Origin of the sequence: Bacillus sp. YP1 (genome assembly GCF_000877815.1) — a bacterium.
Lineage (GTDB): Bacteria > Bacillota > Bacilli > Bacillales > Bacillaceae > Bacillus > Bacillus subtilis.
Genome location: NZ_CP010014.1, coordinates 2,482,767 through 2,499,499 on the forward strand (window position 1 = coordinate 2,482,767; position 16,733 = coordinate 2,499,499).

Sequence of the window (16,733 nt, forward strand, 5' to 3'; positions counted from 1 at the left end):
ATAACGGATAACGGGTGTTTCCCGAATTTCTCTACTCTTCTTTCAAGAAATTATGCTCCCGGGCGACCTTCCAATCAGACAACATAAGAAGCCTTTCAGCAAACGGCTTCTCTCTCTGCATGCGCCTTTTTTGTACTCTTCCCGTTCTAAGCAGGTGTATTTATCAGCTCATTGTATACATTATTTATGTTCTTTATTATAGTAAAAGTGTTTTTGATTCGTCAATCATCTTTTCCAAAAACACCGCTTTCTATACAGATGGGCAGGCACCTATTGCCCAAGTTTACATATGATGCTTGTAAATGCGTAGAGGAGGATGCACCGTGAAGAAACGTTTCAGCTCTTATTCGCTGCCGCCATGGGTAAGGCAAATTCGGCTTGTATCCGCACAAGTGATTATTCCCATTACGATTTTTCAAGGAATCAGAACCATTTTCTTTCCGACAACCTTTGATGTTTTGCTGCTCGCAATCCTAATCTTTTTAGCTTGCGCCCTTCATTTAGAATGGATATAAACAAACAAGTCCGCGCCATTAAGACGTGGACTCGTTTTCAGCCTGAAATTTTTTCTCTTGTTCAATCTGATGGATTTTCATCACAAACGGCTCTATATTTTTCATTTGCCAATAAGCCTTTAATAATTGTGTACATTCCTCTTTTTCATGCTGTCTTTTCCCAGTTTGATAACCGTTCAGCACCTTGTACATGGCTGCCGGATATGCCATATAGCTGAGAAAAAGACTGACTTCCGCTTCACGCAAAGGGAATGATTTCGTATATCCATAAAACCATTCGACGCATTCCGGACAAGCTTTCGGAAAGCCTCTGAACATTTTTGTATAAAAGCCGAGCAGGTCGTTTTGCGGCGGACCGACAGATGCTCTTTCGAAGTTTGTAAAATATCCGGTCCCAGCATCATTATACAGAAAATGGTGTATAGACAGGCTGCCGTGGTTCATTACAACCCTTGAAACGTCCTTTTCCTTTGCAGACTCATACCAGTCCTCCAGCCGTTCCAGCGCAAAATTCACCGCGGAAATGGTTTCAGAAAAATAGGTTATGGCCTGGAGTTCAAAGGGAGAAAGGTACCATTCCTTCTCCGCTCTATCCACAAACTGCTCATAGAAAATTTTATCTTGTTCCCACTTTTTTTTCGTTTGCCCGTAATAACGTTCAATCTCATCACGTCTAACCTTTAGTTCCTGTGCAGTTCTCTCGTGAAGACGGGCTGTTTCCCTAAATAAATAAGCATGTTTCTGATCCCGTTCTTCCTCTTGGTCAAATTGGAGCCAAGGCATTAAATAGTAGGTATCTCCGTATTGTATGCCTGCTGAGAAAAACTCACCGCTATTTGTTCTGTACACGGGAACGAATGAACGAAAGCCTTTTTCCTCAATCGCCACCATATGATCTGTAAAATGCTTGCCGCGACCCTCTTTCAATTTTTTCAGGGCAAATACGCCGTAGTCTGTATACACTTTCCAAACAAGAGGACTGACAGGCTCAATAAATTGAGCAGTCAGTCCGTATTCCTGAAGAACCGATTGGGTATCTTCCATTTCATTCACCACATTTTCCGATCGCTTACGGTTTACGCATGGCTATTTTTATATTGAGGAATATAGAGAATCTGTCCTGCTTTTAATTCATCATCCAAGGCTAAAGAATTCATCCTGATCAGCTGCTGGGATGTAATTTCATACCGTTCGCATAAACGCTCGATCGTATCTTCCTGCTGCACAATACAAATTTTCATTCTCGAAAACTCATCCGCTTCTTTTGTAAAGAGTTTTGTTAAATAAAGAGAATTATCACTTTCCTTTGTTTGAGGTTCCTTCGTTTCAGCAGCAGGAGCAACCCTAGGAACAGCATCCGTTTCCTTCCTTTCAGTCTCAGAAGATTCAGGCAGCTGGAAGGATTGAAAAGGTGTTTCTTCCTTAGGCTCTTCAGGTGATGGTGTTTTTCTCACTTCAATTTCGAAGCTCTCTTCCTCTTGTTCTTCCTCCTCCAGCAGCTTAGGCGCTGAATAAAAAGAATCCTCCTCTTCTTGTTCAGGCAGGAAGGTACGGTATGCCGGTTCAGGCAATTCTTCTTGAGATGCCTCCTCCGAGCTTGTTTTTTGATTGAAATGGAAATGTAAATCGGCATTGTCATTCTCCATATATACAGCTGAAGCTGTTTCTCTGCTATCTTCTACGGAGAGAGCGGCCTCTGATACACTCTCCAAAGCTTCATCCGGTTCCGCCTCTTCTTGGCAAAGCGCAGGATCAGCCTGATCCGATTGAGCTGCTTCTTCATTTTGAGCCTCTTGGCGCAGCGCATATTCATGATTAGGAGACACTGTTGTTTCCGCTTTTTCCTCTGCAATCACAGTCTCTGAATGAAGCTCAGCTTCCAAAGCAGGCGATTCTTCTGCTCCAACGTGTTCACGAAGCTCAGTCTCCGCTGGAGAGTCTGCTTCTTCACGAACATCCGCTATTGCAGCTGCCGGCTCTGCCGTTTCTTTTTTTGCTTTAACGATCTCTTGAATCTCTATTTCTGAAGGATCAGGTTCTGGCTCAGATTCTTCTGTTTCCGATTCAGCACGAACCTCCGTTTCCGGCACAGCAAGCTCTTCTGACTCTTCTTCCTCTTTCACATCTTCTCTGGCCTCTGGTTCTGAAGCAACCGATTCAGGCGGCTCAGATTCTGCTTTTTCTGTCTCCAGTTCTTCACGGAGCCCCGCTTTCGAGATAAAAAGTTCTGGCGGTTCGGCTGGCGGTTCATGCTGAAGAACTGCTTCCTCTGCCGATGATGCACCCGGTTCTTCTACTACACTATGTGCCGGCGGCTCTGAAAGCTCTTCCTCCCTGAATGCCGCAGGAGCTTCATATAAAGGTATCTCCGGCTCTTTGTCTTGCGTATCGTCCAAAAGCCCTTCGATCGCTAAATCAGCTTGAATTGTTAAAATGCGCGAATCCGTCAATTGATAGTCAAATGCGTCAATAAAGACGAAGACATCCTGTAAATGGCTCACTTTATTTTTCGGAATGGTAATATCCACAGGAAAACAGTGAGTCAGTTCCGCACTTCCATCCTCTCTCTTTCTGACTTGTTCAACAAACCGCTTATCTGTATAAATCTCTTCGGTATGTTTGTTTTGATCTATGTTGTACTCACCTGTAAGTTCAAGCGATCCTATGATTGATACATAATCATTTACTTCCTGAACCCTAATATCAGGATCTAATGAAATAGAAAGCAGTTCAGAAACTTCCTGTCCTTTTTGGAAACAGATCGATTCTTCTACAGAAAATTGCAATCGATGATTTTGCGGCAAGTTCATATCCTCCTTTCATCTAATCCTTAAAATTAGATGTCACTAAAGGTGTATGTATGAACTGGAGAAAATATGAGTGGCAGAGCACGAAAAAACCGGCACAAGGAGTCCTTGAACCGGTTTTCACTCTTATCTGCGGCTGATCTCAGCAAATACTTTCTCAGCTGCCTGGATTGTGTTTTCAATATCTTCATCAGTATGGGCCGTTGAGAGGAAAAGACCTTCGAATTGTGATGGCGGAAGGAATACCCCTTCATTTGCCATCCCTTTATAATAGCTTGCGAACAGCTTCAAATCAGATGATTTCGCCGTTTCATAATTGATGACTGGTTCGTTTGTAAAGAAGAAACCGATCATCGAACCTGCACGGTTAAAGGTATGCGGAATGCCATGAGCCTCGGCGGCTTTTGAAATTCCTTCTTCCAGTCTGTCGCCTTTTTTGATGAATTTCTTGTAGGAATCAGGTGTCAGCTGTTTCAATGTCTCTAAGCCAGCCGTCATCGCAAGCGGGTTGCCTGACAATGTACCAGCTTGATAGATCGGGCCGCTTGGAGCGATCTGCTCCATGATTTCTGCCTTTCCGCCATAAGCGCCGACAGGAAGTCCGCCCCCGATTACTTTTCCTAAACAAGTCAGATCAGGCGTTACGCCGAAGTAGCCTTGAGCGCAGTTATAATCGACCCGGAAGCCAGTCATCACTTCATCAAAAATCAGCAGGGAGCCGTACTGCTCAGTGATATCACGCAGACCCTGCAGGAAACCTTCTTGCGGCGGAACAACACCCATATTTCCGGCAACTGGCTCTACAATGACTCCCGCAATGTCTTCACCGAATTGCTGGAAAGCAAGCTTTACACTTTCTAAATCATTGTACGGAACGGTGATGGTGTTTTTCGCAATGCCTTCAGGCACCCCCGGGCTGTCAGGCAGACCGAGAGTGGCAACACCTGAACCAGCTTTAATCAAGAGAGAATCGCCGTGTCCGTGGTAGCAGCCCTCAAATTTTAAAATCTTGTTGCGGCCCGTATAGCCCCTTGCCAAACGGAGGGCACTCATTGTAGCCTCTGTTCCGGAGCTTACCATTCGTACAATTTCTACAGATGGCACACGATCAATGACGAGCTTAGCCAGTTCATTTTCTACTTCAGTCGGAGCACCGAAGCTTGTCCCGTATTCAGCCACTTTTTTGAGGCTTTCTACGACGCGGTCATTTGTATGCCCTAAAATTAAAGGCCCCCATGACAAGACGTAGTCAATATATTCATTCCCGTCAATATCAAAGATTTTCGAGCCTTTTCCGCGCTCCATAAAAATCGGGTCCATGTCTACCGATTTAAATGCGCGAACGGGACTGTTCACACCGCCCGGCATGAGTTTTTGCGCTTCTTTAAAAGCCGTTTTTGATTTTTCATAGCTTCTCATCTGCCTCAACTCCTGTCAACTGAATAAAATTACTCCGCAAGCCATTTCGCTGCGTCTTTCGCATGATACGTAATAATCAGGTCGGCACCCGCGCGCTTCATGCTTGTCAAAATTTCCAACACAATTTCTTTTTCTTTGATCCAGCCGTTCTGCGCTGCAGCCTTCACCATTGAATACTCTCCGCTTACATTATAAGCGACGAGCGGCAAAGTAAACTCATTTTTTACGTCACGCATGATATCCATATAAGAAAGCGAAGGTTTGACAATCAAAAAGTCCGCGCCTTCCTCGACATCTGATTGTGCTTCGCGGAGTGCCTCCATACGGTTGGCAGGGTCCATCTGATATGTTTTGCGGTCTCCGAATTGCGGTGTGCTGTTTGCTGCATCACGGAACGGACCGTAAAACTCGCTAGAATATTTCACAGCGTAAGACATGATTGGAATATTGACGAATCCTTCTTTATCAAGTGCTTCTCTGATCACTGTAACAAATCCGTCCATCATGTTTGATGGCGCAATGATATCCGCACCTGCTTTCGCTTGGCTGACAGCTGTCTGCGCCAAAAGTTCCAGCGATTCATCATTGAGGATGACCCCGTCTTTGACCAGTCCGCAATGGCCGTGGTCTGTATATTCACACAGGCACGTGTCAGCGACAACAACCATTTCAGGGAAGTGTTCTTTAATTTCTGTGATGGCTTTTTGGACAATTCCGTGATCATGGTACGCTTGTGTTCCGCAATCATCTTTTTCTTCCGGGATGCCGAACACGATAACAGATTGAATGCCCAGTTTGACCAGCTCCGCTACTTCATCCTTCAATAAATCTAATGATACATGGTAAACATCAGGCATTGACGGAACAGCTTTTTTGCCTTCCAGCCCTTCAACGACAAAAATCGGATAAATAAAATCTGATGGATGCAAACGTGTTTCCTTTACCATTTCCCTCATTGCTTTTGATGTCCGCAGGCGGCGGTGTCTATTAAATGATTGACTCATATTCTCTCTTCCTCTCTTGACATGCTGCACATTAACTCAAGCATGCCATCTATTGTAAATGTATCAGGCGTATGCGATGTGATGCCGTACGTCAGAAGGGCATCATTTGTTAAAGGCCCAATGCTGATACAGGCCGTCCCATTCGCCTTCCACTTTTTTAATTCTTCTCCCAAGACATGCATAAACGTATGTACGGTTGATGAACTCGTAAATGTTACATAGTCAAAGGAATATTGACCCGCAGCGTCTTTCAGTGCCTCAATGCCTTCTTCATCCGGAATCGTTTCGTAGAGAACCCATTCCTTTACTTCAAAACCGAGCGGGACAAGCTCTTGTTTTATCACATCACGTGACAAATTCCCTTTCATCACGGTAATGGGCTCCCCCGGTTCAGCATGCTGCTTAAGAGCGTCAGCCAATTGTTCAGCAATATACTCCTGTGGCATCACATCAACCGATACGTTATGCGTTTTTAAACGGCGGGCGGTTTTTTCACCGACGGCTGCAATTTTTTTATGCGCAGGGAGAATAAGCTGATTTTCCTTCAGATAAGAAAAAAAGAAGTCTGCCCCGTTCACACTTGTAAAAACAAGCCAGCCTGGCGCGGCAAGATCCTCTCTTACCTGTTCCGCAACATCATTCGGCAAAGCGCGGCGAAACGTAATCAAAGAGGTTAAAACCGCTTTACCGCCAAGCGCCTCCACTTTTTGCTGAAATGATGTTGCCTGTGCCTTATTCCGGGTGACAAGCACTGTTTTTCCTTTCAACGGAAAATCATTTTCCATCCTCATCAAGCTCCCGTTTTACACGATCAATTAAATCTTTTGCTCCTTTGTCAGCCATAAGAGCGGCACAGCGCTTTCCTACTTCCTCCGGATCGTTTCCGGTGACGGTTTCTTTAAAAATGATTTTGCCGTCAGGTGAAGCGACAAGACCTGTCATTTCAATTTCATCCTGTCCATTTAACACGGAGTAGCCCGCGATCGGAACCTGGCAGCCGCCCTCCATCGCGTTTAAAAAAGCACGTTCTGCTAAGACAGTCCGTTTTGTATATTCATCTGTAAACTGAGAAAACAACGCCAACAGCTCTTCATCCGATTCTCGGCACTCAATCGCCAGGGCTCCCTGCCCCACAGCAGGCAAACAGCGCTCAGGCTCAAGGAATTCGGTTACGACATCTTGCTTCCAACCCATTCTAGAAAGGCCGGCAGCCGCTAAAATAATCGCGTCATAATCCTCTGTTTCCAGCTTTTGAAGTCTTGTATCTATATTACCTCTAATCCATTTAATTGTAAGGTCAGGGCGCTCAATCAAAAGCTGCGCGCTTCTTCTTAAACTGCTTGTGCCAATGACAGCACCTTCCTTCATTTCTGAAAGCTTTACGCGATTCTTTGAAATAAGGGCATCACGCGGGTCCTCCCGTTCAGGAATACAGCCGATCACAAGGCCTTCAGGCAAAACAGCAGGCATGTCCTTCATGCTGTGCACCGCCATATCAATCTCTTCGTTTAAAAGCGCCTGTTCAATTTCTTTGACAAACAGCCCTTTTCCACCCACTTTTGAGAGTGTAACATCGACAATCCGGTCGCCCTTTGTCACGATCTCTTTAATTTCAAAAGCAAACGAAGGATTGATTTCCTTCAGTTTTTGAATAACCCATTTTGTTTGAGTCATAGCGAGTTTGCTCCGTCTGGAACCTACTTTAATCGTTCTCATCATTTCTTTCCTCCCGAATCTGCTTGGGACATCGTTTAACTGAACCAATGGAATTGCGACAGGCTTCCAAGCAGGAAATAATTGATCATCAGCACCAGAAAACAAGCCGTATTCCACAGTGCTGCGACCTTTCCTTGCAGCTCCTTAATCAGCCTGATATAAAGATAGTAGCTGTACAGCAGCAGGACGACAAACGAACCAAGCACTTTGGCGTCAAACCAATACAGCGTTTCTAGTGAGACATACGCCCAAATGACGCCGAGAATCAAACTCAGCAGCAGCATCGGAACCCCAATGACATTTAAAACATACGCCATATAATCAAGCTTAGATAAATCTTCTATTCTCAACAGCCATTTTCCCCACTTTTTCTTTTTCAGCAGATGATATTGAAACATATATAGCACAGAAAAAACGAAAGAAAGGGAAAAAGCGCCGTATGAAAGAATCGCCATTGTAATATGAATCACCAAAAGCTCGGATACAAGCTGCCCGGAAAAAGCAGCTGACTGCTGCTCTGTCGGTGAAAATGTGTGAATGGCGATCATAGAAAATCCTATAACATTTGTAAAAAACACGATAAAGTCAACACGTAAAAGCTTTGTCAGTACAAGTGACAGCGTGACAAGCACCCAGGCATAAAAATAAAGCGCCTCCGTCACATTTAATACCGGAAACCGCCCCGTCACCCACATAAAATAGGCCAAATACACGGTTTGCAGAGTCCAGACAATAGAAAGCAACCAGAAGGCCATTTTTCCAGCCTTCCGGTTGTGTTGAAGAAAATCTATAAAATAAAAGAGTACACTTAACGCGTAAATGACGATTGTCCCCTCATTAAGTCTTGCCATTGCAGTATCAATCATTCAGCTTTCACTCACTTACAAGTGGGCTAAAGCCCGCTTTTGATTCAGCCTTCTTAAAAGAGTGGACCTTCTGGCTGCTTTCAACGGTTTTCATCATTTGACGGCCCGCAGCTTCTTCAATATCAAAAATCTGCATAAACAACGCGAGCTTTTCTTCAGAATCAGCATCTGCCGCAAGCTCTTTCACCTTTAAAATCGGATCACGAAGCATTTGGTTAATAATACTTTTGGTGTGTTTGTTCAACAGTTTTTTCTCTCTTGTGCTTAAGTGAGGCAGCTTACGCTCAATGCTGTCCATCGTTTCTGACTGGATGGCAAGCGCCTTTTCGCGCAATGCAGAAATAACAGGCACAACACCAAGTGTATTCATCCATTGTTTAAATTCCACAATGGTTTCTTCAATTAACAGTTCAACTTTTTCAGCTGTTTCTCTCCGCTCTTTCATGTTCGCTTCTACAATGCCTTCCAGATCGTCGATATCATAAAGAAAAACACCTTCAAGATCATTCAGCGCCGGATCAAGATCTCTAGGCACGGCAATGTCGACCATAAACAGCGGACGTCCCTTGCGAAGCTTATTCGCGTTTTCCATCATCTCTTTGGACACGACAAATTCACTTGCACCGGTTGAACTGATTAAAATATCAGCCTCCGCAAGCGCGCTTTCAAGCTGATTCAAGCTTCTCGCTTCACCTGAGAAACGGTCTGCAAGCTCCTTCGCTTTCAAGTATGTTCGGTTAATGACAGTGACCTTGCCGATTCCCTGTCCGTGCAGGTTTTCCGCAGCAAGCTCGCCCATTTTTCCCGCACCGAGAATCAATATGTGCTTGCTTGAAAGATTTCCGAAGATTTTTTTAGCAAGTTCAACTGCAGCATAGCTTACTGACACCGCATTTGAGCCAATGTCTGTTTCGGCGTGAGTCCGTTTGCCCACTGTAACTGCCTGCTTAAACAGCTCATTAAAAATAGTCCCGATCGTTTTTTCTTGCTGAGCTGTTTTAAAGCTGTCGCGTACCTGTCCGAGAATCTGCGTTTCGCCAATCACCATAGAGTCAAGTCCGCAGGCTACACGGAATAAATGCTCAACAGCGGCATCGCTCTCATAAAACGTTAAGAACGGTGACAGCTCTTCTTTGCTTAATTGAAACCAATCAGCTAAAAACTTTTTTATATAATAACGGCCGGTATGGAGCTGGTCGACTACCGCATAAATTTCAGTGCGGTTGCAGGTTGAGACAATGATGTTTTCAAGAATGCTTTTCTCTTCTTTCAGCTGCACCATTGCTTCCGCCAGCTCATTCGGCTGAAAACTTACTTTTTCACGTATCTCAATAGGGGCGGATTTATAATCTACTCCCACAACAAGTATATGCATCGCTCTAATTACACCCCCAACACCCAATCTTAATTTATAATCATTCTAACATAGAACTCATTATTTATAATAATTATAACATAGTTTCTTTCACAAAATGTGAACAGATTTTAAAATTCTTATGCTATATTAGAAAAAGCTTCAGGAAAAAGAAGCATTCCTATTGACAATACCAAAAACAGCAGAAATTTACTACACATCAGCTCTAAAAAACAAGAAGGTGATATGCATGAAACAAAAATCAATTTTATTCCCTTGTCTGCTGCTTGCCGCTTCTGTATATGCATGGCTAGAAAGCGGTCAAGCCGAACTGTTTTCAGGGCAGGATCAATGGCCTGTTCTCCTCATGTTATTAGGCGCAGCCTTTGTATATCAAGGAAAAAAAGAAGCCGTTACACCCCATTTTTTTATTGGTTTACTTCTCTTCGGGATCGGTTTACACTTTTTTTCCAAGCCGAAATGGGTATGGTGGCCGGATGATTTTGAAATGCTCCTCTTTATGATCGGCTTCTCACTTCTCGTTTCAACCGTTCAAAAAAAAGAATATGTATATGAAGCTGTGTCGATGATTTGTTTTTCCCTGTTTTTGTACTTTTTCAAACAAATTATGGCATGGCTTGAGTCTGCGCATATTCCAACAGCGCTTCTGAAGGAGTATTGGCCGTTTGTCTTTATTGGAATCAGTTTATTGTTATTATTGATAAAACGAAAAAAATCTATACGATAAATAAAACCGGTAGAGGATCCTCTACCGGTTTATCATTTTTTTGATCGCTCCCCAAGCTTCGTCTTTTCCCTTTTTCGTTTCTGAGGAAAAGAGAATCAGCTCGTCTTCCGGATCAATATTTAATGTTTGTCGGACAACCTTCGCGTGTTTGTCCCATTTGCCTTTCGGGATCTTATCCGCCTTTGTAGCGATAACAATAACAGGAATGCCGTAATACTTTAAGAATTCATACATCTGTACATCATCATTAGATGGCGCATGCCGCAAATCAACGATCTGCACCACAGCTTTTAATTCCTCGCGTGTCGTGATATAGGTTTCAATCATTCTCCCCCATGCTTCACGCTCAGACTTTGACACTTTGGCAAAACCGTAGCCCGGCACATCCACAAAATGCAACTCATCATTGATAATGTAGAAATTAAGCGTTTGTGTTTTTCCCGGCTTTGATGACGTTCTCGCAAGATTTTTGCGATTGATTAATGAATTGATAAAAGACGATTTTCCTACGTTCGATCTTCCGGCCAATGCGATTTCCGGAAGCCCCCCTTCAGGGTACTGTTCCGGTTTTACTGCACTGATCACGATTTCTGACTTTGTGACTTTCATTTCTTCTCTCCTACTAAGGCATGTTCCAAAACCTCGTCTAAGTGGGACGCCAATATAAATGTCAGCCCCTCCCTGACGCTTTCCGGAATATCCTCTATATCTTTTTCATTATCTTTTGGCGCAATAATGGTCGTTAATCCCGCTCTATGTGCGCCAAGCGCTTTTTCCTTTAAGCCGCCGATCGGCAGCACGCGCCCGCGAAGCGTGATTTCCCCAGTCATGCCGACTTCACGCGAAACCGCCCGTCCCGTTAAAGCAGAAACAAGCGCTGTTGCCATCGTAATACCGGCTGACGGACCATCTTTTGGCACCGCACCCTCTGGTACATGTATATGAATATCATACTTCTCATGAAAGTCAGGTTCAATGCCAAGTTCTTCTGTTTTGGATCGCACATAGCTGAATGCAGCCTGAGCAGACTCTCTCATAACATCTCCGAGCTTTCCTGTCAGGATTAATTTCCCTTTCCCCGGAGAAAGCGATACTTCAATCGACAGCGTATCTCCGCCAACGGTTGTATAAGCAAGCCCTGTCACTACACCAACCTGATCCTCTGTTTCAGCTTGTCCATATCTGAAAATACGTTTTCCGATAAAGTCTTGAAGGTTCTTCTCAGTAACCGTAATCCGTTTTCGCTCTTCAGCAACAATGGCTTTTGCAGCTTTACGGCAAATCGCGGCAAGCTGGCGTTCAAGGCTTCTCACACCAGCTTCTCTCGTATAGTAGCGGATAATATCAAGAATCGCCTGATCACGCAGCTGCAGGTTGCTTTTCTTCAGCCCGTGTTCTTTGATTTGCTTTGGAAGCAAGTGATCCTTTACGATTTCAAGTTTTTCTATTTCTGTGTAGCCTGCGATATTAATAATTTCCATTCTGTCTCTGAGCGGACCCGGAATTGTGGCCAAATTGTTCGCCGTTGCGATAAACAGCACTTTGGATAAATCAAAGGTTTCTTCAATATAGTGATCACTGAAGCTGCTGTTTTGCTCTGGATCAAGCACTTCAAGCATAGCGGATGATGGGTCTCCTCTAAAATCAGATGACATTTTGTCAATTTCGTCTAATAAGAAGACCGGATTCAGCTTGCCCGCTTTTTTCATCCCTTGAATAATCCGTCCAGGCATTGCTCCGACATAGGTCCGTCTGTGTCCGCGTATCTCTGATTCGTCCCGAACTCCTCCGAGTGAGATTCTGACGAATTTGCGTCCCAAGCTTTTTGCAATTGATTTGGCTAAAGACGTTTTTCCGACACCTGGAGGTCCTGCCAAACAGAGAATCGGGCCTTTCAGGGATTTGGTCAGCTTCTGGACAGCCAAATATTCTAAAATACGTTCTTTTACTTTTTCAAGCCCGTGGTGCTCTTCGTCCAAGAGACGTCCTGCTTCTTTCAAATCAAGCTTATCATCTGTTTCATCCGTCCACGGAAGAGCAACCAGCCAGTCGATATAGTTGCGGATCACAGAGCTTTCCGCAGAACTTGACGGAATTTTTTCATATCTGTTCAATTCTTTAAGCGCTGTTTCCTTCACATGATCAGGCATGCCTGCTTCTTCGATTTTTTCCGTCAGCGTCTGAACTTCGCCAGTTTTGCCTTCTTTATCGCCAAGCTCTTTTTGAATCGCCTTCATTTGTTCTCGCAAGTAGTATTCCTTCTGCGTACGCTCCATCGAACGTTTGACGCGCTGGCCGATTTTTTTCTCAATCTCCAGCACTTCTTTTTCATTATTAATAAAATCAATGACCTTGTTCAGCCTGTCTTTGACATCAGCCGTTTCTAAAATATCCTGCTTATCCTTTAGTTTAAGGGGCAGATGAGAAGCAACGATGTCTGCCATTCTGCCCGGCTCTTCGATATCAGTAACCGCGGCGTACGTTTCGGCCGAGATTTTTTTAGAAATTTTTATGTACTGATCAAAGTGGTCTAGCAAAGTCCGCATCAATGCTTCGTCTTCTGTATCTTTTGAATCATCTTCATGAATAAGTTGAATGTCGACCGACGTGTAATCCTCGTGTTCATTGTATTTGACGATATGGGCGCGCTTGAGGCCCTCCACCAACACACGAATCGTACCGTTCGGAAGCTTCAGCATTTGCTTAATTTTTGTATAGGTGCCGACAGTGAAAATCTCGTCTTCACCAGGTTCGTCTATCGAAATATCCTGCTGAGTGGCTAAAAATATCATATGATCATGCATCATTGCCTGTTCAAGAGCTTGAACCGACTTGTCACGTCCTACATCTAAATGCAAAACCATCGTCGGGTACACTAATAAACCTCTTAAAGGGAGGAGCGGGATGCTGCGTTTTAATTCTTCTGCCATGTGACTGACACCTCCGTGACTTTAGTATGAACCATTATAATACAACTTTTTCATCCTTGTACAATAAACGGCATGGTTCCATTTTCTATAAAACAGTCTCCTCGTAGTATACCCTTTCTTTCTGATATGAAAAAGGAAAAGATGTCCTTCATGAAAAAAACCCTATTATCAAAATAGGGTTTAAACAGATTCTTTATTGATTTCAATATGAAACGGTTTTTGTTCCGTTGGCGGATTCACTAAAATTTCATCAAGCACTTCTTGGAACGTCTTCACTGCAATAATCTCGATCCCGTCAATCTGCTTTAAGATGGCCTGCTGATTTTCATATGGGATAATCACCTTTTTCGCACCGGACTGCTTGGCCGCTTTTATTTTCGGAATGACGCCTCCAATGGGTTTCACAAGACCGTTCAGGCTGATTTCGCCCGTCATCGCAACGGTATTGTCAATAGGAATTTTGTGTATCGCCGAGAAAATCCCCGCCGCCATCGCAATGCCTGCTGACGGCCCATCAATCGGAATCCCTCCTGGGAAATTGATGTGAATATCATAATCAGAAGGCTTCATTCCCATTGTCCGGAGCACGGTTAATACATTTTCAACCGAACCCTTCGCCATGCTTTTTCGTCTGATTGATTTTGATTGGCTGCCGATGCTTTCTTCTTCAGCTATTCCTGTGATGTTAATTGATCCTTTATCTTGAGCCGCGGTTACACTCACTTCGATTTCCAGAAGCGATCCGCTGTTAGGCCCATAGACTGCAAGCCCATTTACAATGCCAACCTGTGGTTCAACACCGATTTTTTGCTCGTGCTTTGGAGTAAGCTGACTGGAGTGAATGACCCATTCGATATCCTCAATCGTAATGTCCTTCCGATTCTCCGTTACAGCCATCCCCGCTGCGATTTGAATCATATTGACGGCTTCCCGCCCGTTCCTCGTGTAGCTGGTCAAAAGATCTAGGCCTTCTTCGGAGATATTTTTTTCAATTTTATCCGCTGCTGTTTTAGCAACCGTTTTCAGCTCGTCCTTTTCAAGCTCGCGGAAAAAAACCTCCAAACAGCGGGACCTGATAGCTGGCGGAATCTCGTTTGGCATTCTCGTGGTCGCGCCAATCAAGCGAAAATCAGCCGGCAGCCCATTTTGAAAAATATCATGAATATGATTCGGAATTTGTGTATTTTCCTCACTGTAATACGCACTGTCTAAAAAGACTTTTCTGTCCTCAAGCACCTTCAGCATTTTATTCATTTGAATAGGATGCAGCTCCCCTATTTCATCAATAAACAGCACACCGCCATGGGCATGGGTGACAGCCCCCTGCTTCGGCTGCGGAATCCCAGCCTGTCCCATCGCTCCGGCCCCTTGGTATATCGGGTCATGGACAGAGCCGATGAGCGGATCGGCAATTCCTCTTTCATCAAAACGGGCTGTTGTCGCATCGAGTTCCACAAAAACAGCCTGCTCTTTAAACGGTGATTGTTTATGTTTTTTTGCTTCTTCCAACACAAGCCGCGCAGCAGCCGTTTTCCCAACTCCCGGTGGCCCATAGACAATCACATGCTGAGGATTTGGCCCGCATAAAGCCGCCTTTAATGCTTTTATGCCGTCTTCCTGTCCGACGATATCTTGAAAGCTTTTGGGGCGGACCTTCTCAGATAATGGCTCGGACAAGCTGATAGCGCGCATTTTCCGAAGCTGCTCCATTTCCTTCTTTGATTCTTTATCTATCGTGACCTTTTGTGTCCTTTGATTTTTAAGCAAATTCCAAAAATACAAACCAATGATGATCCCAAAAAACAGCTGAATAAATAACGCGATCCCTGTCCAACTCATGGTGGTCCCTCCTGAAAAACAATTTATGTATCCAATTCATTCCTCTGATTGCTAGTATCTCCCATAGGAGGCGGGAATAAACGTTTTTCCGGAAGAGTTTGCATGCAAAAAAAACCTCCTGAGTGTTACCACTCAGGAGGTTTGTGCTTATCTTTATGCAGATGTTTTATCTTGGCTTACCTCAGTGCCGTCTTTTAATAAGAGGCGAGGAGGCTCTCCGTGTGTCACAGTTGCCCCGGTAATTACACATTTTTCAATGTCATCACGAGAAGGCAGCTCAAACATAACATCAAGCATGATGCCTTCAATGATAGAACGGAGTCCGCGTGCTCCAGTCTTGCGTTCAATTGCTTTTTTAGCAATTTCAGAAAGCGCTTCTTCTTCAAACTCAAGCTCAACGTTGTCAAGCTCAAGCATTTTCTTGAATTGCTTAACAAGAGCGTTTTTCGGTTTTGTTAAGATCGCAACCAATGCTTCTTCGTCAAGCTTTTCAAGGCTTGCAATAACCGGAAGACGTCCGATAAATTCAGGAATTAACCCGAAACGGAGCAAATCTTCAGGAAGCACTTTTGAAAGAAGATCTTCTTTCTCAAGATCAGCAGCTTTATTGTCGGCACCGAATCCAATCACTTTTTGGCCTAAACGGCGTTTGATGATTTGTTCGATACCATCGAAAGCTCCGCCGCAAATGAACAAAATATTTGTTGTGTCAATTTGAATGAATTCTTGATGAGGATGCTTACGTCCACCTTGAGGCGGCACGCTTGCCACTGTACCCTCAAGAATTTTAAGCAATGCCTGCTGTACACCCTCACCTGACACATCACGTGTGATAGACGGGTTTTCAGATTTTCTAGCCACTTTATCGATTTCATCAATATAGATAATGCCTTTTTCGGCTTTTTCCACATCATAATCAGCAGCTTGGATGAGCTTCAAGAGAATATTCTCTACATCTTCACCCACGTATCCAGCTTCAGTCAAAGATGTAGCGTCTGCAATCGCAAACGGCACATTTAAAATGCGAGCCAATGTTTGCGCCAGAAGGGTTTTACCGCTTCCCGTAGGGCCGATTAATGAAATATTACTTTTTGAAAGCTCAACATCATCAACTTTGCTGTTAGAGTTAATGCGCTTATAGTGGTTATACACAGCAACAGCAAGTGATTTCTTCGCTTGATCTTGGCCGATGACATATTCATTCAAAATTTCGCGAATTTCCTGAGGCTTTGGTACGTCTTTAAATTCTACTTCTTCTTCTGTTCCGAGTTCTTCCTCTACAATTTCAGTGCAGAGTTCGATACATTCGTCACATATATATACACCAGGTCCAGCTACAAGCTTACGAACCTGATCTTGTGTTTTTCCACAGAACGAGCATTTTAATTGTCCTTTTTCCTCGTTAAATTTAAACATTCTTTCACCCCTTAATCTTGTCTCACTTTTTCTTTTACCGGCAGAGCAAAAGAAAATGATTCTTGAAACGAACGAGTATGTATTGCATTTTACCATACTTTCCAAAAAGACGGTAACAA

14 protein-coding genes and 1 other annotated feature (1 of these 15 only partly in view) are annotated in these 16,733 nt (G+C 43.9%); of the genes, 2 read left to right on the forward strand and 12 right to left on the reverse strand.

What is annotated here, in order from left to right:
• Window positions 1-158 (reverse strand) — a binding site (T-box leader) (it extends 65 nt beyond the left edge of the window).
• 165 nt (window positions 159-323) lie between these two features.
• Window positions 324-515 carry a hypothetical protein gene (locus QF06_RS12245; RefSeq protein ID WP_003222590.1) on the forward strand — a complete coding sequence of 64 codons (192 nt, stop codon included), beginning with the start codon at window positions 324-326 and terminating at the stop codon, window positions 513-515.
• Window positions 516-533: 18 nt separating this feature from the next.
• Here QF06_RS12245 and cotN read toward each other — a convergent pair whose 3' ends face one another.
• The 8 genes from cotN to hemA all read right to left on the reverse strand — a co-directional run bounded on the left by cotN (window position 534) and on the right by hemA (window position 9,702).
• Window positions 534-1,559: a spore coat protein CotN gene (gene cotN, locus QF06_RS12250; RefSeq protein ID WP_033882934.1), complete on the reverse strand. Its 1,026-nt coding sequence runs from the start codon at window positions 1,557-1,559 to the stop codon at window positions 534-536.
• Window positions 1,560-1,591: 32 nt separating this feature from the next.
• Complete coding sequence (gene spoVID, locus QF06_RS12255; protein WP_033882931.1) at window positions 1,592-3,319, reverse strand: spore coat morphogenetic protein SpoVID; 1,728 nt, start codon at window positions 3,317-3,319, stop codon at window positions 1,592-1,594.
• Between the two features lie 129 nt (window positions 3,320-3,448).
• Window positions 3,449-4,741, reverse strand: a complete 1,293-nt coding sequence (hemL, locus tag QF06_RS12260; protein WP_033882929.1) for a glutamate-1-semialdehyde 2,1-aminomutase — start codon at window positions 4,739-4,741, stop codon at window positions 3,449-3,451.
• 29 nt (window positions 4,742-4,770) lie between these two features.
• Window positions 4,771-5,745, reverse strand: coding sequence for a porphobilinogen synthase (hemB, locus tag QF06_RS12265; protein ID WP_015483525.1), 975 nt, complete (start codon window positions 5,743-5,745; stop codon window positions 4,771-4,773).
• Window positions 5,742-6,530 (reverse strand): uroporphyrinogen-III synthase, encoded by a 789-nt coding sequence (gene hemD / locus QF06_RS12270; RefSeq protein WP_014477560.1) that lies wholly within the window; start codon window positions 6,528-6,530, stop codon window positions 5,742-5,744. Before hemD ends, hemB begins: the two co-directional genes overlap by 4 nt.
• The gene (hemC, locus tag QF06_RS12275) at window positions 6,520-7,464 is read right to left on the reverse strand and encodes a hydroxymethylbilane synthase (protein ID WP_015251536.1); all 945 of its coding nucleotides are present in this window, start codon (window positions 7,462-7,464) and stop codon (window positions 6,520-6,522) included. The genes hemD and hemC overlap by 11 nt, the downstream gene beginning before the upstream one ends.
• 32 nt (window positions 7,465-7,496) lie before the next feature.
• Window positions 7,497-8,327: a cytochrome c biogenesis protein gene (locus QF06_RS12280; RefSeq protein ID WP_003222575.1), complete on the reverse strand. Its 831-nt coding sequence runs from the start codon at window positions 8,325-8,327 to the stop codon at window positions 7,497-7,499.
• 7 nt (window positions 8,328-8,334) lie between these two features.
• A complete protein-coding gene (gene hemA, locus QF06_RS12285; protein ID WP_004399038.1) occupies window positions 8,335-9,702 on the reverse strand; it encodes a glutamyl-tRNA reductase in 1,368 nt (455 codons plus the stop codon).
• A 229-nt stretch (window positions 9,703-9,931) separates the two neighbouring features.
• Between hemA and QF06_RS12290 the strand changes: the two genes are divergently transcribed.
• A complete protein-coding gene (locus QF06_RS12290) occupies window positions 9,932-10,429 on the forward strand; it encodes a hypothetical protein (RefSeq protein WP_041850184.1) in 498 nt (165 codons plus the stop codon).
• Between the two features lie 21 nt (window positions 10,430-10,450).
• Here QF06_RS12290 and yihA read toward each other — a convergent pair whose 3' ends face one another.
• The 4 genes from yihA to clpX all read right to left on the reverse strand — a co-directional run bounded on the left by yihA (window position 10,451) and on the right by clpX (window position 16,614).
• Window positions 10,451-11,038: a ribosome biogenesis GTP-binding protein YihA/YsxC gene (gene yihA, locus QF06_RS12295; RefSeq protein ID WP_003229621.1), complete on the reverse strand. Its 588-nt coding sequence runs from the start codon at window positions 11,036-11,038 to the stop codon at window positions 10,451-10,453.
• Window positions 11,035-13,359, reverse strand: coding sequence for an endopeptidase La (gene lon / locus QF06_RS12300; RefSeq protein ID WP_003229618.1), 2,325 nt, complete (start codon window positions 13,357-13,359; stop codon window positions 11,035-11,037). Before lon ends, yihA begins: the two co-directional genes overlap by 4 nt.
• A gap of 180 nt (window positions 13,360-13,539) precedes the next feature.
• Window positions 13,540-15,198, reverse strand: coding sequence for an ATP-dependent protease LonB (lonB, locus tag QF06_RS12305; protein WP_014477564.1), 1,659 nt, complete (start codon window positions 15,196-15,198; stop codon window positions 13,540-13,542).
• A gap of 153 nt (window positions 15,199-15,351) precedes the next feature.
• Window positions 15,352-16,614 carry an ATP-dependent protease ATP-binding subunit ClpX gene (gene clpX / locus QF06_RS12310; protein WP_003229613.1) on the reverse strand — a complete coding sequence of 421 codons (1,263 nt, stop codon included), beginning with the start codon at window positions 16,612-16,614 and terminating at the stop codon, window positions 15,352-15,354.
• Window positions 16,615-16,733: the final 119 nt, after the last annotated feature.